Source organism: Pseudoduganella chitinolytica, from assembly GCF_029028125.1.
GTDB lineage: Bacteria > Pseudomonadota > Gammaproteobacteria > Burkholderiales > Burkholderiaceae_D > Rugamonas > Rugamonas chitinolytica.
This window is the reverse complement of record NZ_CP119083.1, coordinates 3,305,400-3,330,535: the sequence shown is the minus strand read 5'-3', so window position 1 is coordinate 3,330,535 and position 25,136 is coordinate 3,305,400. Positions and strand designations below refer to the sequence as shown.

The window sequence follows — 25,136 nt, the reverse complement described above, 5'->3', positions numbered from 1 at the left end:
CGCACGCCTTTGGTAGTGGCGGCGCTACCATGGTATACTAGTGGGTTCAGTGCAGCCGCACTCGCAGTTTTTCTGTAAACACAACGACCATGTCTAATACTAAACGCGCAATTCGTAACATCGCCATCATCGCCCACGTCGACCACGGCAAGACCACCCTCGTGGACCAGCTGCTGCGCCAGTCCGGTACCTTCCGTGAAAACCAGCAGGTCGATACCCGCGTCATGGACTCGAACGACCTCGAAAAAGAGCGTGGCATCACGATTCTGTCGAAGAATTGCGCGGTCGAGTACGAAGGCACCCACATCAACATCGTCGACACCCCGGGCCACGCCGACTTCGGCGGCGAAGTGGAGCGCGTGCTGTCGATGGTCGACTCCGTGCTGCTGCTGGTCGATGCGCAGGAAGGCCCGATGCCACAGACCCGTTTCGTCACGCGCAAGGCGCTGGCGCTGGGCCTGAAGCCGATCGTCGTCGTCAACAAGATCGACCGTCCGGGCGCCCGCGCCGACTGGGCGATCAACGCCACGTTCGAACTGTTCGACAAGCTGGGCGCCAACGACGAGCAGCTGGACTTCCCGATCGTCTACGCGTCGGGCCTGAACGGCTACGCCGGCCTGACCGAAGACGTGCGCGGCGGCGACATGAAGCCGCTGTTCGAAGCGATCCTGCAGCACGTTCCCGTCCGTGACGACAATCCGGATGGCCCGCTGCAGATGCAGGTCACGTCGCTGGACTACTCTTCGTACGTGGGCAAGATCGGCATCGGCCGTATCTCGCGCGGCCGCATCAAGGCCGGCCAGGACGTCGTCGTCGTGGACGGTCCGGGCGCAACCCCGATCAAGGGCCGCATCAACCAGGTGCTGAACTTCAAGGGCCTGGAGCGCGTGCTGGTCGACGAAGCCGTCGCCGGCGACATCGTCCTGATCAACGGTATCGAAGAAATCGGTATCGGCTCCACCATCTGCGCGCCGGACACCGTGGACCCGCTGCCGATGCTGACCGTCGACGAGCCGACCTTGACGATGAACTTCATGGTCAACAACTCGCCGCTGGCGGGCCGCGAAGGCAAGTTCGTCACGTCGCGCCAGCTGCGCGACCGCCTGGACAAGGAACTGAAGGCCAACGTGGCGCTGCGCGTGGCACCGACCGACGACGACACGATCTTCGAAGTGTCGGGCCGTGGCGAACTGCACCTGACGATCCTGATCGAAAACATGCGCCGCGAAGGTTTCGAGCTGGCCGTATCGCGTCCGCGCGTGGTGTTCAAGATGGTCGATGGCGTGCGCCACGAGCCGTATGAAAACCTGTCCGTGGACGTGGAAGAAGCGAACCAGGGCGGCGTGATGGAAGAACTGGGCCGTCGTCGTGGCGACCTGCAGAACATGGAATCGGACGGCAAGGGCCGCGTGCGCCTGGAGTACCGTATCCCGGCGCGTGGCCTGATCGGCTTCCAGGGCGAATTCATGACGCTGACGCGCGGCACGGGCCTGATGAGCCACGTGTTCGATGCCTACGCACCGGTCGACAACACCCGTGGCGAGCTGGCCGGCCGCCGCAACGGCGTGCTGATCTCGCAGGACGACGGCGCCGCCGTAGCTTACGCGATCTGGAAGCTGCAGGATCGCGGCCGCATGTTCGTGTCGCACAACGACCCGGTCTATGAAGGCATGATCATCGGTATCCACTCGCGCGACAACGATCTGGTCGTCAACCCGATCAAGGGCAAGCAGCTGACCAACGTGCGTTCGTCCGGTACCGACGAAGCCGTGCGCCTGGTGCCGCCGATCCAGATGTCGCTGGAATACGCCGTCGAGTTCATCGAGGACGACGAGCTGGTCGAGATCACGCCGAAGTCGATCCGCCTGCGCAAGCGCTTCCTGAAAGAGCACGAGCGCAAGAAGGCTTCGCGCGAAGCGTAAGCACCGCGTCGGTTTGACCGACCAGAGCCGCCGGCTGCGTTTGCAGCCGGCGGTTTTTTTTTGCCCCCGCAGCCTGATGACCCCTCGGGTTTCCTCCTCCCCTACCGCTCAATAAATTGAGCAAAACCCGCCGCTAATCATCATTCTGATTCTTTCCGATCACGCGACTTTTTATGCGTATCCCTCCCCTAGAATAAAAAACAGCTGATCAATCAGCAGGGCCAGAGCGCCCGAGAACACAGGCCATCGAAGGCCGATACCCGGAGGAGACCGATCGTGATTGAGCATCCGAACAACCGCGCCGCCACGCCGCGCAACTGCCGCATGACCGCGTTGGCGCTGGCCGCCGCGCTGCTGGCCGCGCAGGCCGCACACGCGCAGGACAGCAACCCGCAGGGCAGTGGGCCCGCCGCAACTGCGCCCGCCTCAAGTGGGCCCGCCAGCGCCGGCGCCAGCAGCGCCGGCCGCCAGGCCGGCAGCGGCGACCAGGGCTCCGTCGTCATGGTCGTGGGCACGCGCAAGTCCGTCGCCTCCGCCATCGACCGCAAGATCCGCAATGCCACCGTGTCCGATTCGCTGGTGGCGGAGGACATCAACCAGTTCCCCGACAAGAACGTGGGTGAGGCCCTGTCGCGCATCACTGGCGTGCAGCTGTCGCGCTCCTTCGGCGAAGGCTCGCAGGTGGCGATCCGCGGCGTCGAGCCGGACCTGAACCGCGTCGAGATCAACGGCATGTCCGTGCTGGGCACCAGTGGCGGCGCCGGCCGCGGCGCCGAGCTGCGCGAGCTGGCGTCCGAGCTGATCTCTTCCATCGACGTGTACAAGGGCACCACGGCCGACATGACGGAAGGCGGCGTTGGCGGTACTGTCGTGATCAAGACGCGCAAGCCGCTCGACTTCAAGAAGCGGACCGTCGCCACCACGATCTCCGGCGAACATTCGACCAGCCGCGGCGGGGTCGATCCGCGCGCCAGCCTGCTGCTGGCCGACCGCTATTTCGGCAACCGCCTGGGGCTGATGGCCAACCTGGTCTACGACAAGGTGCTGACGCAGAACGACTATGCGCGCAACACGTCGTGGCGCTTCCTGCGCGATTGGGACATGAGCGCCGACAAGACGGTGGTCAGCAAGAACCTGGCACTGGCGGCGATCGGCACGAAGGCCGGCTGCGACGGCCTGGCGGCAGCCGACAAGACGGCCTGCCTGGCGCAGTGGAACGACTACTCGCCCGGCATTCCCCGCTATGGCATCTGGACACGCGACCACAAGCGTTCCTCCGCCGAACTGACGGCGCAGTACGAGTTCGCCAAGGACTTCACGGCCTTCGCCAGCTACCAGGACAACAAGCAGGACCAGCGCCTGAACGACCGCAACTTCGGTACCGACTTCAATGACGTCAATCGCCTGGCCAGCAGCGGCAACGCGCCAGTGTACGACGCCAACGGCCTGCGCACGACGCCGGGCACCTGCATCCCTGCGATCACGACGGCCACGCCGCCTGGCGTGACGGTGGCGAATCACTACGTCACCGAATACACGGTGGGCGACTGCCGCTACGTGGCCGGCCAGGGCGGGCAGGGCGCGTTCTACACGTCGGCGCGCGACTTCGGGCTGGACATCCGCTCGAAATATTATTCCGCCGGCTTCAATTTCAAGCGCGACCGGCTGGAAGCGGAAGGCCTGATCGGCAAGTCGAAGTCCGAGTACATCAGCCAGAGCAACAACGTCACGATGACGATGGATGCGCCGGGACTGAAGGTGGCGCTGGACAGCCAGGGCCTGCCGCACTTCACGTTCCCGGCCGCGTACTCGCCCGAGGACAGCCGTTCCTACACGCAGGTGCAGCTGCAGTATCGCCCTGAGGAAGCGTTCAATACGGAGGACCAGGCCAAGCTGGACCTGAAGTACCGCCTCGACACGCCCTTCTTCACGAAGATCTGGTTCGGCGCCCAGGCCCGCAGGTCCACCGCGAAACAGTACAAGGGCGGCGGCTTCGTGCGCGATAGCGGCGGTGACCTGGCGGGAGTGGGCGACGACGTCATCGTCCCCACCGCCAACGTGAACCAGACCCTGATCCACGATCCGCTGTGGAGCGGGACACCGCGTGCGGCCGACCCGAAGTCGCTGCTCAATATCAGCAACGCGACGCGTTACGCGACAGCGGCCGAGATGGCGGCACTGGTCGACACCATCCGGACCCGCTCGCCCGGTACGTTCTTCGGCGGCTACAGCGGCGTTGCCAACCTGCCGTCGGGCTGGATCGCGCCAAGCTATGCGGCGGCCGCGCCGTTCTTCGACACGTCGCACTTCAATCACGACTACGTGCAGAACGCACCCGCCAGCGACGGCAAGGTCTATCCGCAGATTCCGGTCTACGGTGCGTCGGAGCGGGTGCGCTCGGCCTATGGCCGCCTGGACTTCGACACCGAGTTGTTCGGCTACACCATCAACGGCAACGTGGGAGCCCGCTATACGCACACCCGTGCCGTGGCCACCGGCTCGTCGCAGAACCGCGTGCGCGTCGCCACGCCGGGCGGAAGCACCGGTCATCTCGACTACATCGTCTCGAACGGCATCGCCAGCGTGAGCAGCTCGTACCACGACGTGCTGCCCAGCGCGAACGCGATGATGTGGCTGGTGCCGGACGTGTTCCTGGCGCGGGTAGGCTGGGGCAAGGTGATGTCGCGCCCGCGCATCGACCTGCTGGCACCGAACGCCACCTGCACGCTCTACAGCGGCCGGTCCGAGTTCGGCGGCGATGGCACCGATGACTGCACGGCCGGCAATCCGGACCTGAAGCCGTTCCGCGCGACCAACACCGACCTGTCGCTGGAATATTATCCCGGGCAGGACACGCAGGTCAGCGTGGCGTTCTTCAAGAAGGAGATTTCCAGCTATATCCTGGAGAAGCAGTTGCAAAAGGGCGTGGACGTGTTCCATGACGGCAGCCGCTGGGACGTCACGCAGCCGATCAACGGCAAGGGCGCGACAACCAAGGGGATCGAGATCACGGCCCGCACGGCGTTCACGTTCCTGCCCGGCTGGCTGGCCGGCTTCGGCGGCGACGTCAACTACACCCGCATGACGTACAAATACGCTCCCGGCACCGAGCGCCTGAACATCCTGGACAACACGGAGTTGCCGTACCCGGGTCTGTCGAAGAACAGCTACAACGTGGCGCTGTGGTACGACCGGGGGCCGATCAACGCCCGCATCGCCTACAACGCGCGCGACCGCTACTACACGGGCGGCAACGACGTGTCGGGCAATCCGAACTTCCAGGAGAAGACGGGCTACCTCGATGCCAAGCTCCAGTACCGCTACAACGACAACATCACCTTCTCGATCGAGGGCAAGAACCTGACCGACCAGGAGGAGATCACGGACGCGGGCGACCTGTTCCGCGTCAACGAGCTGGCATTCTCCGGCCGCCGCTACTACGCCAGCGTGTCCCTGAAGTTCTGATGAGCCGACTCCCTTCGTTGGTTTGCGCCGCCGGCCTCGTGCCCGCGGCTCTTTTTTGCTTCGACGCCGTCGCCGCGCCGGCTTTCCACAATCCGCTGGTGCCGCACCGCGCCGATCCGCACGTGACCTTGCAGCCGGACGGCACCTACTGGTTCACCGCCACCGTGCCGGAGTACGACCGCATCGAACTGCGCCGCGCACGCAGCCTGGACGCACTGGGGCAGGCCGAGGCCAGGGTGGTGTGGCGCAAGCATGCGGCCGGGCCGATGAGCCACCATATCTGGGCGCCGGAACTGCACCGCATCAACGGCAAATGGTATCTGTACTTCACGGCCGGCCGCGCCGATGCGATCTGGGACATTCGCCTGTACGTGCTGGAGAACGCGGCCGCCGACCCGTTCGAGGGCCAGTGGATCGAGCGTGGCCAGTTGAAGACAGGCTGGGAATCCTTTGCGCTCGACGCCACGACGTTCGCGCTGCGCGGCCAGCGCTACCTGGTGTGGACGCAGCGTCCACCGGCCAGCGCGCGCCAGCTGACCGCCATCTACATCGCGCGGATGGACACGCCGCTGTCGATCGTGGGCCCTGCCACCTTGCTGACGCAGCCGGAGTACCCCTGGGAAAAGGTGAGGCACGACGTCAACGAAGCGCCGGCCGTGCTGGTCAAGAACGGCCGCGTGTTCCTGACGTATTCGGCCAGCGCCACGGATGCGAACTATGCGCTGGGCATGCTGACGGCGCGCGAGGATGCGGACCTGCTGGACGCGCGCTCGTGGACGAAGTCGCCGGTGCCGGTCTTCGCCAGCAGCGCCGCCACCGGCCAGTACGGCCCCGGCCACAATGCGTTCACGACGACGCCGGATGGCGCCACCGACGTCCTTGTCTACCATGCCCGCGACTACCGCGACATCGTCGGCGATCCGCTCAGGAACCCGGACCGCCACACGCGCGCGCAGGTCATCCGCTGGCGGGCGGACGGGACGCCGGATTTCGGGGTGCCGGGGCGGGACTAGGCATGGTATCCGAGGGTCTGTCCCCGCAGGGGACCGACCTTGAAGTTCGACAGCATTGCGGCGGATTTGGCGGAACTTCAGGGACTGTCCCTGTGCAGGGACAGTCCCCAGGCTTAGGGTTGCAATCTAGCGCAACTGCGCCAACCAGGCGCGCCGATACGCCGCCAGCCCATCCAGCACCAGCGGCTGCGCGATATGCGCCTGCACGCGCGGCGCACGGCCCCAATGCGCCAGCATCCAGCCCCCGCACGTGGTGCCGCTGGCATCGTCCGTCACCGCGACCCGGCGGCCCGGCCGCAGCGCCGCGAGCAGCGGGGCGAAATGCGGATTGGCCGTGAAGCTGCCCTCGACAACGACATCGTCGCCGGCGCCCAGTGCATCAAGGCAGTAGTCGCTCATCAACGCAACGTACAGCGTCGCCAGCGCGCGGCGCTCCGCATCGTCGACCGGGGCCGGGCCGAGGATGCGGCCAGGGCGCCCTGCGAACGGACCGCCGGCGCCGGCGAAGCCGGGCAGCGCATAGGTGCCGCTGCAGACGAGTCGCTGCAGGGACGATGCATGGCAGGCGCCCGGCCGGGAACCGGCCAGCTCGGCGAACTCGCGCCCGCCCATGAAACGCATGCAGGGCACGCTCTGGCCCAGGGCGCTGGTATTGGCCAGCATGTCGGCTTCTTCGCGCAAGCCGTCCAGCCTTCCGCCCGGCACGGCCGCGATCACCCAGGTGCCGGTCGACAGCACGGCCGGCGGCGGGTCGCCACCGAGGTGGCGCAGCAGCGAGGCATTGCTGTCGTGGATGCCGCAGATGACCCGGCACTGCGCGGGCAGGCCGGTGGCGGCGGCCAGTGCGGGCAGCACGGGTCCCAGCGTGTCCCAGGCATGGCGCAGCGGCGGCAGCAGGTCCTGCCAGCCCATCGTCTCGACCAGCGACGAATACTGCTGGCGGCCCGGGTGCCACAGGTCGGTATGGCAGCCCAGCGCCGTCACTTCGCCGGCCGCCACGCCGCACAGCCGCCACGCCCAGTACTGGGGATACATGAGGAGATGGCGCGCGTGGCCGAACGCCGCCGGCTGCGCCTGCGCCAGCCAGGCCAGCTGCCGGCCCAGGTTCAGGCCCGCGGGCAGGCGGGGGGAACGGGTTTCGGCGTAGCCCGGCCGCATGGCGTCGTAGGCGGCCTGCGGCAGTGCGGGCTCGTGTTCGTAGTCCGGCACGGGCAGCACGAGGCCGGCGTCGTCCACCAGCGCCGCCGTCGCGCCATGCGTGACGGGGACGATGGCGGCGACGTGCGCCATGCCGGCGAACTCGCGCAGCGTGGCGAGCAGCCATTGCCAGATGCCTTCCGTGTCGTGGTGCGGATACGGGCCGTCCGGCAGCGGCGCGTTGGGCCGGCGTCGTTCGGCCAGCAGCGTGCCGACGTCGTCCAGCAGGACCAGCTTGACATTGGTCTTGCCGATGTCGAGAACGGCCGTCGCGCTGGTCTGGCTGCTCGTCGGGTCGATCATTTCGCCACCTTGCGGCCGTGCAGCAGGCGTGGCAGCGCGATCGTCACGAGCAACAGCAGGCCGACGACGATGGTCATGTAGATGCCTGGGACATTCGCCAGCGACAGGCCGTACGTCACCGTGCCAAGGGTCAGCACGGCCAGCATGACGCCGCCGATGGTGCCGGCGCCACCGGCGATGCTGACGCCGCCCAGGATCACCATCGTGATCACTTCCAGCTCCCAGCCCATGGCGATGTTCGGCCGCGTGCTGCCGATGCGGCCCGTCAGCAGCCACGCCGCCAGGCCGGCCATCGCACCCGTCAGCATGAACAGCACCAGGCGGTAGCGATTGACTTCGATGCCGGCAAAGCGCGCCGCGACCGGGTTGTTGCCGATGGCGTAGATGCGGCGGCCCCAGCGCGTCGTGTGCAGGACCACCGCGAACAGCGCGGCAAACGCCAGCAGCACGACGAACTCGCGCGGGATCACGTCGAAGAAGTACCCTTGGCCCCAGTCGGCCATCAGCTGCGGATAGCCGGTAAATGCCTTGTCGCCCAGGACGACGCTGGCCAGGCCGCGGAACAGCGAGACGGTGCCGATGGTGACGACGATGGACGGCAGCGCGAAGCGCGTCACCAGTACGCCGTTCAGCAGCCCGCACGCGGTACCGGCGGCCAGCGCAACGGGCAGCAGCAGCGCCGGCGGCACGCCGTGCGTGTGCGCCAGGCCGACGGCGACGGAGGCCAGCGCCAGGATGCCGGAGACGGAGATGTCGATCTCGCGGCAGATGATCAACAGTGCCATCGGCAGCGCGATCAGTGCCTTCTCGCTGAAGTTGAAGGTGCCGTCGGCCAGGTTGTACGGGTCGAGGAAGTGCGGCACGAGGATGCCGTTGGCCAGGAAGGCGGCCACGAACAGCAGCGCGAGCAGCGTTTCCCATTTGCCCAGCAGGGCGCCCAGGCGGAAACCCGGGCGGTCGTGGATCGTGTAGCGCGAGCTGTGGGTGGCGGTCATGTCAGCAGTGGTGGTATTCATGCGGCACTCCGGTCGACCTGGTGCAGCGGCAGGATCTGGCGTCCGCCATGCTTGCCGTCGCGGGCGTTGATCGATACGGCGGCGAGGATGACGATGCCGGTCAGGGCGCTCTGCCAGAACGGCGACACCTGCACGACGGGCAGCGCGTTGCCGATCACGGCCAGGAACAGCGCGCCCAGCACGGCACCCGTCACGGTGCCGGTGCCGCCGGCGATGCTGATGCCGCCGATGACGCAGGCGGCGATCACGGTGAATTCGAACCCGTAGGCGATTTCCGTGTAGGCGACGGCGTAGCGCGCCACCCACAGGTAGCCGCACAGGCCCGCCATCAAGCCGGACAGCCCATAAGTCCACAGCAGCCGGCGCGCCGTCGGGATGCCGACGTAGCGGGCACACGACGGCGCGTTACCGATGGCGTACAGGTCGCGGCCGAAGCGGCTGTGGCGCGCCACGAACCACGCCGCCAGCACGACGGCGGCGGCGATCCATACCAGGTGCGTGATGCCCAGCAGCCGGGCCAGCGGAAAGCCGATGAAGTGCTGCGGCATCTGGTGCGAGGACACCCACGCGCCGCCGGACAGCACGAACACGAGCCCCCGGTAGACGCTCATCGTGCCGAGCGTGACGACGATCGGCGGCAGCTCCAGGTAGCCGATCAGCCAGCCGTTGACGAGGCCCAGCAGCAAGCCGATCGCGGCCGCGGCCAGCATCACGAGCGGCAGCGGCAGGTCCGGCTGGCGCGCGGCCAGCAGCGCGGCCATCATGCCCGACAGGGCGAGGTTGGATGCGACGGACAGGTCCACGCCGCGCGTGACGATGACGAGCATCTGGGTGAGCGCAAGCATGATGAGCAGGGTGCTGTCGGTCAGCAGGTTGGCCAGGCTGGCCGGGCTGACGAAGACGGGCGAGCGCAGGCCCACCAGCAGCACCAGCACGACGATGGAACAGGCCAGCAGGAATTCGCGTTGCTTGAGGACTTTCATGCGGCCTCCAGGGCGTGCGCGCAGCCGGAGGCGGCCGCGACGACGTTTTCCGGCGTGGCGTCAGAACGCGCGAACTCGCGCTGCACGCGGCCCTGGTGCATGACGACGATGCGGTCGGCCAGGCCCAGCACCTCGGGCAGCTCGGACGACACGAGGATCACGGCCAGGCCCTGGCTCACCAGCTGGCCGATGAAACGGTGCACGGCCGCCTTGGAGCCGATGTCGATGCCCTTGGTAGGTTCGTCCAGGATGATCACCTTCGGATCGGTCGCCAGCCACTTGCCCAGTACGACCTTCTGCTGGTTGCCACCGGAGAGTTCGGCCACGTGCTGGCACAGGTGGTTCGCCTTCAGTTCCAGCTGCTCGCTGTAGTGGCGTGCCACGGCGTTCTCGCGGGCGCGCCGGCCGCGCAGGAAGAAGCCGATGCGATCCAGGATCGGCAGCGTGATGTTGTGCAGGATCGGCATCGTCAGGTGCGCGCCCTGGTGCTGGCGGTCTTCCGGCACGTAGGCGATGCCGTGCGCAATGGCATCGGCTGCGCAGGCGATGCGCACTTCGGCGCCGTCGAGGGTGACGGTGCCGCGTGCGCGTGGCGTCAGCCCGAACAGGGCCTGCATCACTTCCGAGCGCCCGGCGCCCACCAGGCCGTAGAAACCGAGGATCTCGCCCCGCCGCAGCTGGAAGCTGACGTCGTCGAACTCGGTCGGGTGGCAGAAATGGCGCACCTCCAGCAGTACCTCACCGGGCGTCACGTCCGCCTTCGGGTAGGCCTGTTGCACGGAGCGGCCCACCATCAGCGCCACCAGTTCGGCTTCCGTGACGTCGGCGATGCGCCCGGCCGCCACGTACTGGCCGTCGCGCAGCACCGTGTAGCGGTCGGCCACGGCAAAGATCTCGTCGAACTTGTGGGTGATGAAGATGATGGCCGTGCCGGCCGCGCGCAACTGGCGCACGATGCGGTACAGCTCGACGATCTCGCGCTGCGACAGCGCGGCCGTGGGCTCGTCCAGGATCACGACCCGGGCCTGCTGCGACAGCGCCCGCGCGATCTCGACGAAGTGGCGCTGCGCCACCGACAGGTCCTTGACCCTGGCACGCACCGGCAGCGTCACTTCCAGCCGCGCGAACAGCTGTTCGGCTTCGCGTTCGATACGGGCCCAGTCGATGCGCCCGCGCTGCAGCGGCTGGCGGCCCACCCAGATGTTTTCGGCCACGGTCAGCTCATCGAACATCACGCTTTCCTGGTGCACGGCCGTGATGCCGGCCGCCATCGCATCCTGCGCATTGGCGAACGACACCGGCTGGCCGCCCAGCGCGATGGTGCCCTCGTCGGGGCGATAGATGCCCGTCAGCGTCTTGACGAGCGTGGACTTGCCGGCGCCGTTCTCGCCGATCAGCGCCAGCACTTCGCCGGCATGCACGGATAGCGCTACCTTGTTGAGGGCGACGATGCCGGCGAAGCGTTTGCTGACACCCGTCATCTGCAAGACGGGCGCCGTGTGGTGAGGAGTAGCCGCCATGTCAGAAGATCTTTGCGAACTTGTCGACGTTGGCCGCGTTGTACGTGAACGGCTCGGCCATCGCCGCCTCGCCCTTGGCGTCGATGGCGATGCTGCCCATGCGGCCCGCGTCCACCTTGCCGCCGGCCTTCGCATCGGGACGGCCCTTGACGAAGTCGTAGGCCGCGTAGGTGGCGGCGTAGCCCAGGTCGATCGGGTTCCAGATGGCGAACTCCTTGACGGCGCCGCTCTTCACATGCCCGGCCATCTCGGACGGCAGGCCCAGTCCCGTGACGTACACCTTGCCGACCAGCTTCTCGTCGACGACCGCCTTGCCGGCCGCGTTGATGCCCACGGTGGTCGGGGCGATGATGGCCTTCAGGTTCGGATGGCTGCGCAGCAGGCCCTGCGCCTCGCGGTAGCTCTTGTCGGACTGGTCGTCGCCATATACGGTGGCGACCAGTTTCAGTTGCGCGAACTCCGGCTTGGCCAGTTCGGCCTTCATGACGTCGATCCACAGGTTCTGGTTGGTGGCCTGGGCGGACGCCGACAGGATGGCGATCTCGCCGGCCCCGCCGATGGCATCGCGCGCCATCTCCAGCTGCCTGCGCCCGATCAGCTGCGCGTTGGAAGGATTCAGCTGCATCAGTCGGCCATCCTGCGCCAGGCCGCTGTCGAACGACACCACCTTGATCCCGCGCTGCATGGCCTTCTTTGCGATCGGCACGAGCGCGTTCGGATCGTTGGCGGAGATGACGATCGCATCGACCTTCTGGCTGATCAGCGAGTTGACGATCTCGATCTGGCCTTCGGCGCTGGGCGTGGTGGGACCGGTATAGATGATCTCGACGTCCTTCAGCTGGGCCGCCGCTTCCTGCGCGCCGATGTGGGCGGCATCGAAGAAGCCGTTGCCCAGGCTCTTGACGACCATCGCGATGCGGACCTTGTCGGCCTTGGCCTTGGGACTACCGTCGGCGGCCGGCTTCTCGCCGCAACCTGCCAGGACGCTCAGTGCCAGGAGGGACAGCGACGCCACCAGCGTCCTGCGCTTGCTTGCATGCGGGTTCAATGCGATACCTCCGTCTGGAACATGCCTTGCGACTGAAATTCGAAGCCGTACGGGAACGACAGCGGCGGCTGGGGGGCGGGCAGCGCTTCCGGCGCCACGGTCACGACCTTCACGCCGGACTGCTCCAGCAGCTGCACGGCCGCGTCGGAAGCATTGGTGTCGGTGATCACGGTGGCGACGCGATCGAGGCCGCACAGGATCAGGCCCGCCTTCTTGGCGAACTTGGAGCTGTCGGCCAGCACGATCAGTTCCTCGGCCTGGCCGATCAGGCGCTTCTCGGCCTGGATCAGCAGCGGGTCGGCTTCCATCAGGCCAAGGAGGGACAGGCCATACACGCTCATGAACATCTTGGCCGCGTAGTGGTGCTGCGTGATGTCGTTATCGAACGGCGACAGGATCACGTTCTGCTCGCGGTACACCTTGCCGCCGGGGAGGATGATCTCGTTCTCGCTGGAGACCAGCAGGCGCTCGGCCATCAGGAAGGAGTTGGTCAGGATCTTCAGGTGCTTGTCGACCAGGAACTCGGCCATCATGAAGGTGGTGGTGCCGCCGTTGATGACGATGGTCTCGCCTTCCGCGCACATGCCGGCGGCGTAGCGGGCGATGGCGCGCTTGCGCTCGGCGAAGCACTGGATATTGTGATCGAACGTCTCGCTCGTGAGGGTGAAGTTGCGCTTCTTCTGGGCCAGGTTGGCGGCGCCGCCGCGGGTGCGGGTCAAGAGGTTGCGGGCCGCCAGCCAGCTGATGTCGCGGCGTACGGTGGCGGGTGAAGCGCTGAGCCATTCGACCAGTTGCGGAACGCTGGCGCTCTGGTGCTCGGCCAAGAGCTTCAGCAAACGTTTACGGCGCTTGTGATTGACCATTGTCGTCTCCTTGTTGTGAACCTACTGCGCGGGCGTGACCCGGCGTGGTCTGTTTGTTAACGGTAGAGGCTAAACACTTCAATTTCCGTCGTCAATCACCATGTGCTCAAAACCGTGATTATTTCCAGGGCGCGCCACCGCGCGCTGCGCGTTTCGATCATCCTTATGATTAATTCGTTCTTGGTCACGATGTTGAGCGGCGGCGCATTGACACCCCGAGGGGCGCTGTTTTCTACTGGTCGCGCTTGCCGGGTGGACCACGCCACGCCGGCACAACACAACGCAGCAGACCAAAACTCAACGACGGAGAACACATGACGGCATCGCACGAATCGAACCAGCCAACCGACAGCCCGGCGCGGCAACCCATCGCATCTCTGTGGGACGATGCGCGGGCCGCCACGATGAGCGAGCCGGAGCTGTTGCTGTACCGCTCCAACCTGCTGGGATCGGACCTGCGCATCACCAATTTTGGCGGCGGCAACACGTCGGCCAAGGTGACGATGGCGGACCCGCTCAGTGGCGAGCCGGTCGAGGTGCTGTGGGTGAAGGGCTCGGGCGGTGACCTGGGCAGCATCAAGCTCGATGGCTTCTCCACGCTGTACATGGACAAGCTGCGCGCCCTGAAGCAGCGCTACCGCGGCCTCGCCCACGAGGACGAGATGGTGGCCTACCTGCCGCACTGCACGTTCAACCTGAACCCGCGCGCGGCCAGCATCGATACGCCGCTGCATGCCTACATCGACCGCAAGCACGTCGACCACATGCACCCGGATGCGGTGATCGCGATCGCCGCCTGCGCCAACAGCAAGACGCTGACCCAGCGCATCTTCGAGGGAGAACTGGGCTGGCTGCCATGGCAGCGTCCCGGCTACGACCTGGGGCTGAAGCTGGAGGAGGTGTCGCGCACGCAGCCGAACCTGAAGGGCATCATCCTGGAAGGGCACGGCCTGTTCACGTGGGGCGATACCGCCAAGTCGTGCTACGAGACGACGCTGGCGATGATCCAGCGCGCCGAGGAGTGGCTGGCCGCGAACGTGAAGCAACCCGTGTTTGGCGGCGCCGCCGTGGCGCCGCTGCCTGCCGGCCAACGTTCAGCACTGGCTGCGCGCCTGATGCCGCTCCTGCGCGGCAAGATCAGTAAAGGGGCGGGCAAGGCCGACCTCAAGCTGGGACATTTCGACGATTCGCCGGCCGTGCTGGAATTCGTCTGCAGCCGCGACCTGCAGCCGCTGGCGGCGCTGGGCACGTCCTGCCCCGATCACTTCCTGCGGACCAAGATCCGGCCGTACGTGATCGCGTTCGACCCGGCCAACCCGGACTTCGACGCCGTCGCCGCCAGCCTGGATGAAGGCCTGGCGCGCTATCGCGACGACTATGTGGCGTATTACGAGCGCTGCAAGCACGACAACAGCCCTGCGGTGCGCGACGCCAACCCGATCATCTACCTGATCCCGGGAGTGGGCATGCTGTCCTTCGCCAAGGACAAGGCCACGGCCCGCATCGCCGGCGAGTTCTACGTCAACGCGATCAACGTGATGCGCGGTGCGAACGGCGTCGACAGCTATGTCGGCCTGCCGGAGCAGGAAGCGTTCGACATCGAATACTGGCTGCTGGAAGAGGCCAAGCTGCAGCGCATGCCCAAGCCGAAGAGCATGGCGGGTCGCATCGCGCTGGTCACGGGCGGTGCCGGCGGCATCGGCCAGGCCGTGGCACGGCAGCTGCTGGCCGAGGGCGCGTGCGTGATGCTGACCGATATCGATGCTGAGGCACTCGAAGGCGCGCGCGATGCGCTGGCCAAGGTGGCAGGCAAGGACAGCGTCGCCGGCGTCGTGGCCGACATCACCAGCGAGGAGGCGGTCGAGCAGATCCTGTCGGCCTGTGCGCTGCGCTTCGGCGGCATCGACCTGCTGGTGTCGAATGCGGGCATCGCCTCGTCGAGCCCCCTGGAAGACACGACCCTGGAAGTGTGGAACCGCAACCAGGACATCCTCGTCAAGGGCTACTTCCTGGCCAGCCGCAGTGCGTTCCGCATGATGAAGGTGCAGGGGCTGGGCGGCAGCATGGTGTTCGTGGCCAGCAAGAACGGCCTGGTGGCCTCCGCCGGCGCGGCGGCCTACTGCACGGCCAAGGCGGCCGAGATCCACCTGGCCCGCTGCATCGCGCTGGAAGGCGCACCGCACGGCATCCGCGTCAACGTCGTCAATCCGGACGCCGTCATCCGCGGTTCGCGCATCTGGGACGGCAAGTGGAAGCAGGAGCGCGCCCAGTCGAACAAGATCGACGCCGACGACGTCGAGAAGTTCTACCGCGAGCGCAGCATGCTCAAGCTCTCCGTGCTGCCGGAGGATATCGCCGAGGCGGTGTACTTCCTGGCCAGCGACAAGGCGGCCAAGAGCACCGGCAATGTGCTGAACGTCGATGCCGGCAATGCCGCGGCCTTCACGCGCTAGAATAAAACCAGAACAGGGCAGCCATGGCTGCCCGCAGAACAGGTATCCAAGGAGACAGCAACATGAACGACAGTGCAGTGAACGCCCCGATCGACAGTGGCCGCGTGGCCGAGCACAATGCGCAGGCCGAGGCCGGCGTGCAGGCCGACTACGAGGCGCTGGGCGGCATGCTGGCGCGCCGCGGCATCGACATCGAAGCCATGACCGCGCTGGCGCAAACGTTCGCCGTGGCCGTGCCCAGCTGGGGAGTGGGCACGGGCGGCACCCGCTTCGCGCGCTTTCCCGGCCAGGGCGAGCCGCGCGACGTGTTCGAGAAGATGGCCGATTGCGCCGTCATCCACCAGCTGACGCGGGCGACGCCGACCGTCTCGCTGCACTTCCCATGGGATCGCACCAACGATCCCGCGGCGCTGCGCGAGCTCGCCGAGGGCTATGGCCTGGGCTTCGACGCCGTCAACTCCAACACCTTCCAGGACCAGCAGGGCCAGGAACAGACGTACAAGTACGGCAGCCTGACGGCGCACAGCGGCGCGGTGCGCGCGCAGGCCGTCGCGCACAATATCGAATGCATCGAATTGGGCAGGAAGCTGGGCTCGAAGGCGCTGACGGTATGGGTGGGCGATGGCGCCAATTTCCCGGGCCAGCACAACCTGCGCGGCGCGCTGGAACGCTACCTGGACAGCATGCGCGACATCTACGGCGCGCTGCCGGCCGACTGGCAGCTCTTCATCGAGCACAAGCTGTTCGAGCCGGCGTTCTATGCCACCACGATCGCCGACTGGGGCACCAGCTTCGCGTGCGCGACGGCGCTGGGCCCGAAGGCGAAGTGCCTGGTCGACCTGGGCCACCATGCGCCCAACACGAACATCGAGATGATCGTCGCGCGCCTGGCGCAGTTCGGCAAGCTGGGCGGCTTCCACTTCAACGACAGCAAATACGGCGACGACGACCTGGACTCGGGCAGCATCAACCCGTTCCAGCTGTTCCTCGTGTTTAACGAGCTGGCCGATGCCGGTGGGCGCGAGCCGTCCTTCCGCCCGGCCTATATGCTGGACCAGTCGCACAACGTGACGGACCCCATCGAAAGCCTGATGTCTTCCGCCGTCGAGGTGCAGCGCGCCTTCATCCAGGCCGCGCTGGTCGACCGCAACGCGCTGCGCGCGCACCAGGAAGGCAACGACGTGCTGCAGGCCGCGCAAACGCTCAAGGCCGCCTACCGCACCGACGTGGGCCCGATCCTGGCGATGGCAAGGCTGCGGGCCGGCGGCGCCGCCGATCCGGTGGCGGCCTACCGCGCCAGCGGCTACCGTGCCACGGCGGCCGAGCAGCGCCCGGCCCGCGCCGGCGCTTCCAGCAGCGGCATCGTCTGATCCGTGCGGCGCTGGCTGCAGGTCCTGTTCGCGCTGCTGGCGCTGGCGCTGGCGTCGCACGCCGGCGCGGCCACGTTCAGCGTTGAACGCTACGGTGCACGGGCGGATGGCACCACGCTGAACACGCGCGCCATCCAGGCCGCCATCGACGCGGCAGCCGCGCACGGCGGCACCGTCGTGTTCCCGGCCGGGACGTACCTGACGGGATCGATCTTCGTCAAGAGCGGTGTCACGCTGCGCCTCGACAAGGGCGTGACCCTGCTGGGATCGCAGGACATCCGCGACTATCCCGTCATGCCGACACGGATCGCCGGCATCGAGATGGCATGGCCGGCCGCGCTGGTCAACGTCTACCGCCAGCAGGGCGCTGCCATCGAGGGCGAGGGCACGATCGACGGCGACGGCAAGGTGTTCTGGGACAGCTACTGGACGCTGCGCAAGTCCTACGAGCCGCGCGGCTTGCGCTGGGCTTCCGACTACGACGCGCAGCGGCCGCGCCTGATCCAGGTGTTCGATTCCAGCCGCGTCAAGGTCGGCGGCGGCCTGCTGTTGCGCCGCTCCGGCTTCTGGACGCTGCACATCTGCTATTCCACCGACGTGACCGTGGACGGCGTCGTCATCCGCAACAACTCGGACGGCCTGGGGCCGTCGACGGACGGCATCGACATCGACTCCTCGCGCCAGGTACTCGTGCAGCACGCCGACATCGACGTCAACGACGACGCCCTGTGCCTGAAGGCCGGGCGTGACGCGGACGGCCTGCGGGTGGCGCGTCCCACCGAGGACGTGATCATCCGCGACTCGATCGTGCGCGCGGGCGCGGCCGGCGTCACGTTCGGCAGCGAGACCTCCGGCGGCTTCCGCAATATCGAGGTATACAACATCCGGGTGCTGGGCAAGGTACCGGTCGGCATCCTGTTCAAGTCGGCGCACACGCGCGGCGGCTTCGGCGAAAACCTGCGCCTGCACGACATCACGATGACCGATGTCCCGGTCGTGCTGCGCATCACGATGAACTGGAATCCCAGCTACAGCTATGCCGCGATCCCGCCGGACGTGCAGGAGGTGCCGCCCGTATGGCGGGTGCTGGCGACGCGGGTGCCGCCGGAGCAGGGCAGGGCGCGCTTCCGTGACGTCAGCCTGTGGAACATCAAGGCGACGGGCGCCACCCGGGCATTCGAGGTGGACGGCTACCGCGAAGCGCCGCTGCAGCGTTTCAGTTTGAAGAATGTCGAGGTGCAGGCGCGTGAAGGCGGCTGGCTGTACGACATCGCCAACTGGCGCTTCGATGCGGCGCGGCTGGCGCTGGGCACGCCGGTCGACCTGGAGGACGGCGCCGCGGTGCAGGGCCTGTCGGCCGGCACGGCCATCGTGCGGCCGCGCCAGCCGAAGGCCGACCCGTCGAAGAAGAGCTACGAGGAACAGGACAAATCATGAAGGAACAAGGATGAACCAGCGCGGTTTCAAGATGCGGCTCAAACCCGGCATGGCGGAGGAATACAAGCGCCGCCACGACGCGTTGTGGCCGGACCTGGCCGAGGCGCTCAAGGCGGCCGGCATTCACGACTATTCGATCTTCCTGGACGAGGAAACGCTGATCCTGTTCGCGGTGCTGAAGCTGCGTGAAGGCCACACGGCCGACGACTTGCCGCAGCTGCCCGTGATGCGGCGCTGGTGGGACCATATGGCCGACATCATGGAAGTCGAGCCGGGCAACCGGCCGCGCCAGTGGCCCCTGCAGCCGATGTTCTACTTCGCTTGACCGCCGGCGGCTGGCGTCAACAGGCCGCGGCTGCGCAGCCACTCCTCGGCGCGGCGCGGCCACTGCGATGCGTTGGCCAGGCCGTCGCGCATGCCCATGCCGTGGCCGCCCTGTTCGAACAGGTACATCTCGGCCGGCACCTTGGCCCGCGTCAGCGCCTGGTAGAACAGGATGCTGTTCTCGACCGGCACCGCCTCGTCGGCCTGGGTGTGGATCAGGAGGGTCGGCGGCGTGCGCGGCGTCACCTGGTATTGCAGGGACATCAGCCGCACCAGGTCCGGCGCGGGGCTGGCGCCCAGGAGTGCCTTGCGCGAACCGGCATGCGCGGCGGGACCATCCATCGCGATGACCGGGTACATCAGCATCAGGAAGTCGGGCCGGCCGTTGACCTGGTCCAGCGCGTGGCCGGTGCGGCCCAGCGGATGGTCGAACAGCGTGCCGGCGCTGGCCGCCAGGTGGCCCCCGGCGGAGCTGCCCATCACGCCGATGCGATCCGGGTCGATGCGGAACTCGGCGGCGCGCGAGCGCAGCAGGCGCACGGCACGCAGCACGTCCTGCAGCGGCGCCGGGTGGCCGAACTCCTGCATGCGGTACTTCAGCACGAACGTCGTCACGCCCAGGGTGCTGAGCCATGCGGCATACTGCGTGCCTTCCCGCTCGTAGGCGAGGCGCACGTAGCCGCCGCCCGGCGCGACGATGACGGCGGTGCCGTTGGGCCGGTCGACGGCCGGACCGACGCGCATCAGGGAGGGTTCGCTGACATTGGCGACGTGGCCGCCGTCGATGCGTTCGAGGCCGATCGCGCGTCCGCCGGGCACGCCTTCGGGCCACAGCGCCAGGACGGTTTGCGCCAGGGCGCAGCTGGTGGTTGCGGTCATCAACAAGGTGGCGACAAGCGCCTTGGCAAGAGTTCTCATGATGGGGAGTGTAGCGGATAAGAACATGGGAGCCAGCGCACGCGCAGCCGTGCGCGGCACCGGCTCATTTGCGGGCCAGCCAGTCCTCCGGCACCGGCACCACGACGATGTTCATCGAGCGGCCGTCGGCCGTCAGCATGGCGGACTGGATCTCGATCTTCGTGCCCTCCGCGTTGAAGGTCGGATGAGGATGATCGGCGGCGGTGGTCTTGTGGCCCGTCGTCAGCAGCTTCATCTCGCGCGTGCGGCGGTCGATCAGCCACACGCTGCGGGAGAAATCGTCGCCCACAGCCCAGCGGCCGTCGGCCGAGCCATGCACGTGCCACAAGCCGCTGCCGGTTGGCGTCTGGCCTGCGATGGTCATCTCGCGGGTACGCAGGTTGACGATCCCCACGCCGCTGGGTTTTTCGCGTGTGCCGGCGGGACCCCAGGCGGCATCCTGGCCTGGATTGGCGCCGCCCACGTCGGTGGCCGGGCCGCCGACCGCCGTCGCGCCGCCGGGGATGGGGCGGTGGCCCATGATGGCGAGGGCCACTTCGTCCGGCGAGATGACGGCTTCATGCGTGACCCATTCGTAGGGCGCTTCCGGGTAGAGGGGGCGCAGGCCGCTGCCGTCCGCCTGCACGGTCCACGTGCGCTGCGGCGACTTGCCGCCCGTCTCCCAGCTGAACACCAGCTCGCCGGGGCGCCACAGGTTGGCCTGGATATGGCCGACCTGGAATGGCACCGACACCACGTGCCGGATCTCGCCCGTGCGCACGTGCATGCGCGCGATGCCGTTCGGGCCAGCACCCATATTGCGCGGCCCGAAGTTCGGTTCGATCTTCGTGCCGGGTGCCAGGTGGCGCGCCGCTTCGTCCTTGCCGACGCGGAAGTAGACCCATTCCTCGTCCGCGTCGAGGGCCATGTCCCCGCCCGCTCCCAGTGCCGCCGGCGTCACGCCGCAGATGCGCTGGTAGGCGTCGGCGGCGCGCAGCTTGCCCGCGGCGCTGTCGGCCAGTACGGCAGCGACGTCCACTTCGACCACCTGCAGCCGGCCGGGTTCGCGGTCCTGGCGCATGAAGTACAGCTTCATCGCCTTGCGCGCCAGGTTCAGCATGCCCGTATAACCGCCTTCCGTCACCTGCACGATGGCGCCGCTATCTTCGTTGACGGCCAGTGCTTCATTGCCGGCCAGCTGCGAGCGGAACACGAGCCACTTGCCGTCGGCCGTCCATTGCGGGTGGGTGGGATAGATCTTCGAGTCGCCATGCGCCCGGGTGGTGAGAAAGGTCAGCGGCGTACCGGTGACGGGGTCCTTGACGACCTTGCGTTCGGAAGGGAAGCGCTGGCCGATGCCCGCATGGGCGGTCGCGGCACACAGCAGCAGGCACAGGGCGGCGCGGGAGGGCAGGAGCATGGTGCGGATGTGAAGTGAATGACGGCTCATTGTGCGGTCGAACGTGGCCTTCGTTCACTCATCTTCCTGATTCTTTGCCGGGGCCTTGCGGCCTTAGAATGGACGGCATGAACCGACTCCTGCAGGCGCTGGCCGGCGCCATATTCTGGTTGTTCCTGTGCATAGCGTCCGGCCAGACGCTGCCCGCCGCCGTCAACACCGATCCCGCCAGGGCCGTCGTCACCTTGCCCGACCCGGCCAACCCGGCACTGCCTTCGCTGATCCTGGTGGGCGACTCCACCGTCCGCAACGGCAAGGACGACGGCCAGGGCCAGGGCCCGGCGGGACAATGGGGCTGGGGCCGGCCCATCGAGGAGTATTTCGATACCCGGCGCATCAATGTCGTCAACCGCGCCGTGGGGGGACTGTCCAGCCGCACCTACCTGACCAGCGGGCACTGGCAGCGCACGCTGGCGCTGGTCAAGCCGGGCGACGTCGTCATCCTGCAGTTCGGCCACAACGATGCGAGTCCCGTCAACGACGAGCGCCGTGCGCGCGGTACCTTGCGTGGCGTGGGCGATGAGAGCGAAACCATCGATAACCTGCTGACCGGCCAACGTGAGACGGTCTACACCTATGGCTGGTACCTGCGCCGCTTCATCGCCGAGATCCGCGCGCGCGGCGCCAGCGCGATCGTCTGCTCGCCGGTGCCGTTCAAGCGCTGGGATGCGGACGGCAAGGTAGGCCGCGCCAGGGCCGACTACGGCGGCTGGGCCGCCCAGGTGGCGCGGCAGGAGAAGGCAGGCTTCATCGACCTGAACGAAGCGGCGGCCACGCGCTACGATGCGCTGGGGCGCGACGCCGTCATGCAGCTGTTCCCGCAGGTGACGCCTGAGGAGACGGTGCACACGAACCTGGCCGGCGCCCGCCTGAATGCCGAGGTGGTAGTGGCCGGCATCGGCGCGCTGGGCGTGCCCGTGCTGGTAGGCGCGCTGAACGACAGGGGCCGGGCCATCGCGCCGCTGGAGGATGCCCGCCCGGTGGTGGAGGGCAGTGCCGCGGCGCAGCGGCCCGCCAACGGCCTGCCGACGATCTTCCTGGTCGGCGATTCCACGGTGAAGAGCGGCGGCAAGGACGGCATGGTGGGCTGGGGCGAACGCATCGCACCTTACTTCGACGCGGGCAAGGTCAACGTCGTCAACCATGCCATCGGCGGGCGCAGCAGCCGCACGTTCCTGACCGAGGGCCGCTGGGCGAAGGTGCTGGAGCAGCTGCGGCCCGGGGATGCGGTGCTGATCCAGTTCGGTCACAACGACGGCGGCCGCATCGGCGACCCGGCGATGAAAGGGCGCGCGTCCGGTCCCGGCACGGGACCGGAGACGGTCACGGACCGCAAGAGCGACGGCAGCGCCGAGGAGGTACACACGTTCGGCTGGTACATGGCGCGCTACGTGGCCGATGCGCGCGCGCGCGGTGCGACGGTCGTGCTGCTGTCGCCCGTGCCGCACCGCGACCGCTGGCAGCAGGAGCGCGACTTCGCCGGGTTCGCCGCATGGGGCAAGGAAGTGGCGCAGCAGGGCGGGGCGCTGTTTGCCGACCTGACGCTGGTGGTGACGGCGGGCTACCGCAGCATCGGCGCCGCGGCGGTGGACGGTTTCTTTGCCGATGCCCGCACGCATACCAACGACGCCGGCGCCGCGTTCAATGCCCGCTGCGTGGTGGCCGCGTTGCAGGGGTTGCCGGGGCGACCGTTCGAGCGCTGGCTGCGCCAAGGTAAGTAGTCCCAACCCAGAACCGGAGACCGGGGTCAGACCCGGCGGGTCTGACCCCAGCCCTTCGTTCTTGGGTTTGGAAAGCTGTTGCGGCGCGCCGGGAGTGCTCGGCAACTTTGGTGAAAATTGGAGGCTGTCCCCAATTTGTCCAGTGATCGATTCGCCTGGGTCTGTCCCTGTATAGGGACTGACCCTGAAGTTTTGCTCGATCCATCGAAACGCCGGCAAACTTCGGGGTCTGTCCCTTGCAGGGACAGACCCCAGCCATCATTCCCCGATAGGAAACGACGGCCAAGGCGGCTGGTTATATGCCGTGTTCTGCCAGGCGACAGCCGCCCGGTACTGCGGGTCGTGCATCAGCGTGATGAAGCGGTGCCGGGTCGGGATCGCCGTCGAGTAGATGCGCAGCGCGCTGCTGTCGGCCGTGCGCCACACGATCTCCTCGCGCCAGTCGCCGAACAGGTCGGCCTGCAGTGCCGGCGTCGCCTTGGTGCCGTTGTTGGACGCGGTACCGGCGGCATCGAGCAGCAGCGCCGACTCGCCTTTCTGCCAGTCCCACTTGTAGATGGCCGTGCCGTCCACCAGTTCGCGCAGCAGGTCGCCATCCCACCAGGCCATGAAGTTCACCTGGCGCGGTCGGGTGGCGGCAATGACGTTGCCGCGCGCGTCGTACAGGTTGGGCGAGTTCGACGCCCACGCTTCCGCGCCCGGATGGCGGGGATCGATGTCGCCCGCTACGCCGCGACCCGTGTCCTTGTCCGCCGCGGTGCGCCACAACACCTCGCCCGAACGGGCATCGACCATGGCCGCGCCGGTATTGGCCGACATGGTCATGTTCTCGTGGACGCCGAACTTCTCCAGCCCGGGCCGGCGCGGATCGAAGTCCCCCACGTGCAGCGTGTCGCCGTGGCCCATGCCGGTCGTCCACAACGGCTTGCCGTCGTCGTCCAGCGCCATCGCGCCGTACAGGATTTCATGGCGGCCGTCGCCATCCACGTCCGCCACGCTGAGCTGGTGATTGCCCTGGCCCGAATACCCTGGCGGGACGCCCGGCGCCTCGGAGTCGAAGTACCAGCGCCGCGCCAGCTTGCCGTTGCGGTAGTCGATGGCGGCGACGGTCGTGCGGGCATAGTAGCCGCGTGCGAAGATGGCGCTGGGCAGGCGGCCGTCCAGCCACGCGGTGCCGGCCAGGAAACGGTCGGAGCGATTGGCGTAGCCGTCGCCCCAGCGTGCCTTCAGCTCATCCTGCGTCGGGTTGTCGCCGCTGGCGCCGCGCGGTGACGGATAGCGGATCGTGTCCAGCACGCGGCCGCTGGCGCCATCGAAGACGCTCAGGTACTCCGGGCCGCGCAGGATGCGCCCTGCCAGGCCGGCCATCAGCTTGCCCTCGGGCGTGCGGCGCGCGCCCGTGCGGTCGCCCTGTTCGATCTCGCCGCCGTCCGTGACCCAGTTGGCGCTGGCGTCGCCGATCGCGGTGCCGCCGCCGTCGCGCGTGCCGTCGGCCGTCTTGACGATCAGTTCCGCCTTGCCGTCGCCGTCGTAGTCGGCCACCTGGAATTGCGTGTAATGGGCACCGGCGCGGATGTTGCGGCCCAGGTCGATGCGCCACAGCCGCGTGCCATCGAGCTTGTAGGCATCCAGCAGCACGGCGCCGGTGTGGCCCGCGCAGCAGTTGTCCTGCGCGGCGGTCGGTTCCCACTTCAGCACGATCTCGTAGGTGCCGTCGCCATCGAGGTCGCCCACCGACGCGTCGTTGGCCGTGTACGTGTACGGCTTGCCATCCGCCGTGGTCCCGCCGGGCGGGCGCTGCAGCGGGACGGTCAGGAAGCCGTCGAACGCCAGCGCACGGCTGGCCGGGCCGCCCGGGCGGTGCTCGCGCACTTCGTACGTGCCCGTCCCCTTGGCGCTGTCGAGGTAATTGGTCGCCTGCGCGATCGGTTCGGCATTGAGCTTGCGGCCGTCGCGGTAGACGTCGAACGCGAGGCCGGCCGGGTCGGTGGCCAGCGCGCGCCAGCTGACCAGCACTCCGGCGGGGCCGCGCACGGCGACGGCGCCGCGATCGAGCCGCTCCAGTTGCATGGCGCCTTGCGCGGCCGTGCCAGCGAGCAGCAGGGCGGCCGCGGCGAGGGCATGACGGGTGAAGGAACGGTGCAT

At 67.6% G+C, this 25,136-nt stretch carries 17 protein-coding genes; 8 read left to right on the top strand and 9 right to left on the bottom strand.

Features of this window, described 5'->3' with window-relative positions:
- The first annotated feature begins 89 nt into the window (after window positions 1-89).
- The 3 genes from typA (at window position 90) to PX653_RS14760 (ending at window position 6,400) form a co-directional block, all read left to right on the top strand.
- Window positions 90-1,922: a translational GTPase TypA gene (typA, locus tag PX653_RS14770; RefSeq protein WP_277413535.1), complete on the top strand. Its 1,833-nt coding sequence runs from the start codon at window positions 90-92 to the stop codon at window positions 1,920-1,922.
- Between the two features lie 276 nt (window positions 1,923-2,198).
- Window positions 2,199-5,387, top strand: coding sequence for a TonB-dependent receptor (locus tag PX653_RS14765; RefSeq protein ID WP_277413534.1), 3,189 nt, complete (start codon window positions 2,199-2,201; stop codon window positions 5,385-5,387).
- Window positions 5,387-6,400, top strand: a complete 1,014-nt coding sequence (locus PX653_RS14760) for a glycoside hydrolase family 43 protein (RefSeq protein WP_277413533.1) — start codon at window positions 5,387-5,389, stop codon at window positions 6,398-6,400. The genes PX653_RS14765 and PX653_RS14760 overlap by 1 nt, the downstream gene beginning before the upstream one ends.
- A gap of 126 nt (window positions 6,401-6,526) precedes the next feature.
- Here PX653_RS14760 and PX653_RS14755 read toward each other — a convergent pair whose 3' ends face one another.
- The 6 genes from PX653_RS14755 to PX653_RS14730 are packed head-to-tail and all read right to left on the bottom strand — an operon-like array spanning window position 6,527 to window position 13,330.
- The gene (locus PX653_RS14755) at window positions 6,527-7,900 is read right to left on the bottom strand and encodes an FGGY-family carbohydrate kinase (RefSeq protein ID WP_277413532.1); all 1,374 of its coding nucleotides are present in this window, start codon (window positions 7,898-7,900) and stop codon (window positions 6,527-6,529) included.
- Window positions 7,897-8,916, bottom strand: a complete 1,020-nt coding sequence (locus PX653_RS14750; RefSeq protein ID WP_277413531.1) for an ABC transporter permease — start codon at window positions 8,914-8,916, stop codon at window positions 7,897-7,899. The genes PX653_RS14755 and PX653_RS14750 overlap by 4 nt, the downstream gene beginning before the upstream one ends.
- Window positions 8,913-9,899, bottom strand: coding sequence for an ABC transporter permease (locus PX653_RS14745; RefSeq protein WP_277413530.1), 987 nt, complete (start codon window positions 9,897-9,899; stop codon window positions 8,913-8,915). Before PX653_RS14745 ends, PX653_RS14750 begins: the two co-directional genes overlap by 4 nt.
- Window positions 9,896-11,419 carry a sugar ABC transporter ATP-binding protein gene (locus tag PX653_RS14740; RefSeq protein WP_277413529.1) on the bottom strand — a complete coding sequence of 508 codons (1,524 nt, stop codon included), beginning with the start codon at window positions 11,417-11,419 and terminating at the stop codon, window positions 9,896-9,898. The genes PX653_RS14745 and PX653_RS14740 overlap by 4 nt, the downstream gene beginning before the upstream one ends.
- A 1-nt stretch (window position 11,420) precedes the next feature.
- Window positions 11,421-12,410 carry a rhamnose ABC transporter substrate-binding protein gene (gene rhaS, locus PX653_RS14735; protein ID WP_371876477.1) on the bottom strand — a complete coding sequence of 330 codons (990 nt, stop codon included), beginning with the start codon at window positions 12,408-12,410 and terminating at the stop codon, window positions 11,421-11,423.
- 53 nt (window positions 12,411-12,463) lie between these two features.
- Window positions 12,464-13,330 carry a DeoR/GlpR family DNA-binding transcription regulator gene (locus tag PX653_RS14730; RefSeq protein ID WP_277413527.1) on the bottom strand — a complete coding sequence of 289 codons (867 nt, stop codon included), beginning with the start codon at window positions 13,328-13,330 and terminating at the stop codon, window positions 12,464-12,466.
- A gap of 314 nt (window positions 13,331-13,644) precedes the next feature.
- Here PX653_RS14730 and PX653_RS14725 point away from each other — a divergent pair, with 314 nt between their 5' ends.
- The 4 genes from PX653_RS14725 (at window position 13,645) to PX653_RS14710 (ending at window position 18,915) form a co-directional block, all read left to right on the top strand.
- On the top strand, window positions 13,645-15,783 hold the full coding sequence (locus PX653_RS14725) for a bifunctional rhamnulose-1-phosphate aldolase/short-chain dehydrogenase (protein ID WP_277413526.1): 2,139 nt from the start codon (window positions 13,645-13,647) through the stop codon (window positions 15,781-15,783).
- Between the two features lie 62 nt (window positions 15,784-15,845).
- Complete coding sequence (gene rhaI / locus PX653_RS14720; RefSeq protein ID WP_277413525.1) at window positions 15,846-17,153, top strand: L-rhamnose catabolism isomerase; 1,308 nt, start codon at window positions 15,846-15,848, stop codon at window positions 17,151-17,153.
- 3 nt (window positions 17,154-17,156) lie between these two features.
- Complete coding sequence (locus PX653_RS14715) at window positions 17,157-18,590, top strand: glycoside hydrolase family 28 protein (RefSeq protein ID WP_277413524.1); 1,434 nt, start codon at window positions 17,157-17,159, stop codon at window positions 18,588-18,590.
- A 10-nt stretch (window positions 18,591-18,600) separates the two neighbouring features.
- Window positions 18,601-18,915 carry an L-rhamnose mutarotase gene (locus PX653_RS14710; RefSeq protein WP_277413523.1) on the top strand — a complete coding sequence of 105 codons (315 nt, stop codon included), beginning with the start codon at window positions 18,601-18,603 and terminating at the stop codon, window positions 18,913-18,915.
- Here PX653_RS14710 and PX653_RS14705 read toward each other — a convergent pair.
- On the bottom strand, window positions 18,903-19,832 hold the full coding sequence (locus PX653_RS14705; RefSeq protein WP_277413522.1) for an alpha/beta hydrolase: 930 nt from the start codon (window positions 19,830-19,832) through the stop codon (window positions 18,903-18,905). The two genes, PX653_RS14710 and PX653_RS14705, sit on opposite strands and share 13 nt — an antisense overlap.
- 64 nt (window positions 19,833-19,896) lie before the next feature.
- On the bottom strand, window positions 19,897-21,231 hold the full coding sequence (locus PX653_RS14700; RefSeq protein ID WP_277413521.1) for a TolB-like translocation protein: 1,335 nt from the start codon (window positions 21,229-21,231) through the stop codon (window positions 19,897-19,899).
- A 107-nt stretch (window positions 21,232-21,338) separates the two neighbouring features.
- Between PX653_RS14700 and PX653_RS14695 the strand changes: the two genes are divergently transcribed.
- Window positions 21,339-22,991 (top strand): rhamnogalacturonan acetylesterase, encoded by a 1,653-nt coding sequence (locus PX653_RS14695; RefSeq protein WP_277413520.1) that lies wholly within the window; start codon window positions 21,339-21,341, stop codon window positions 22,989-22,991.
- A gap of 258 nt (window positions 22,992-23,249) precedes the next feature.
- Here the strand turns inward: PX653_RS14695 and PX653_RS14690 are convergent, their stop codons facing one another.
- Window positions 23,250-25,136 (bottom strand): rhamnogalacturonan lyase, encoded by a 1,887-nt coding sequence (locus PX653_RS14690; RefSeq protein WP_277413519.1) that lies wholly within the window; start codon window positions 25,134-25,136, stop codon window positions 23,250-23,252.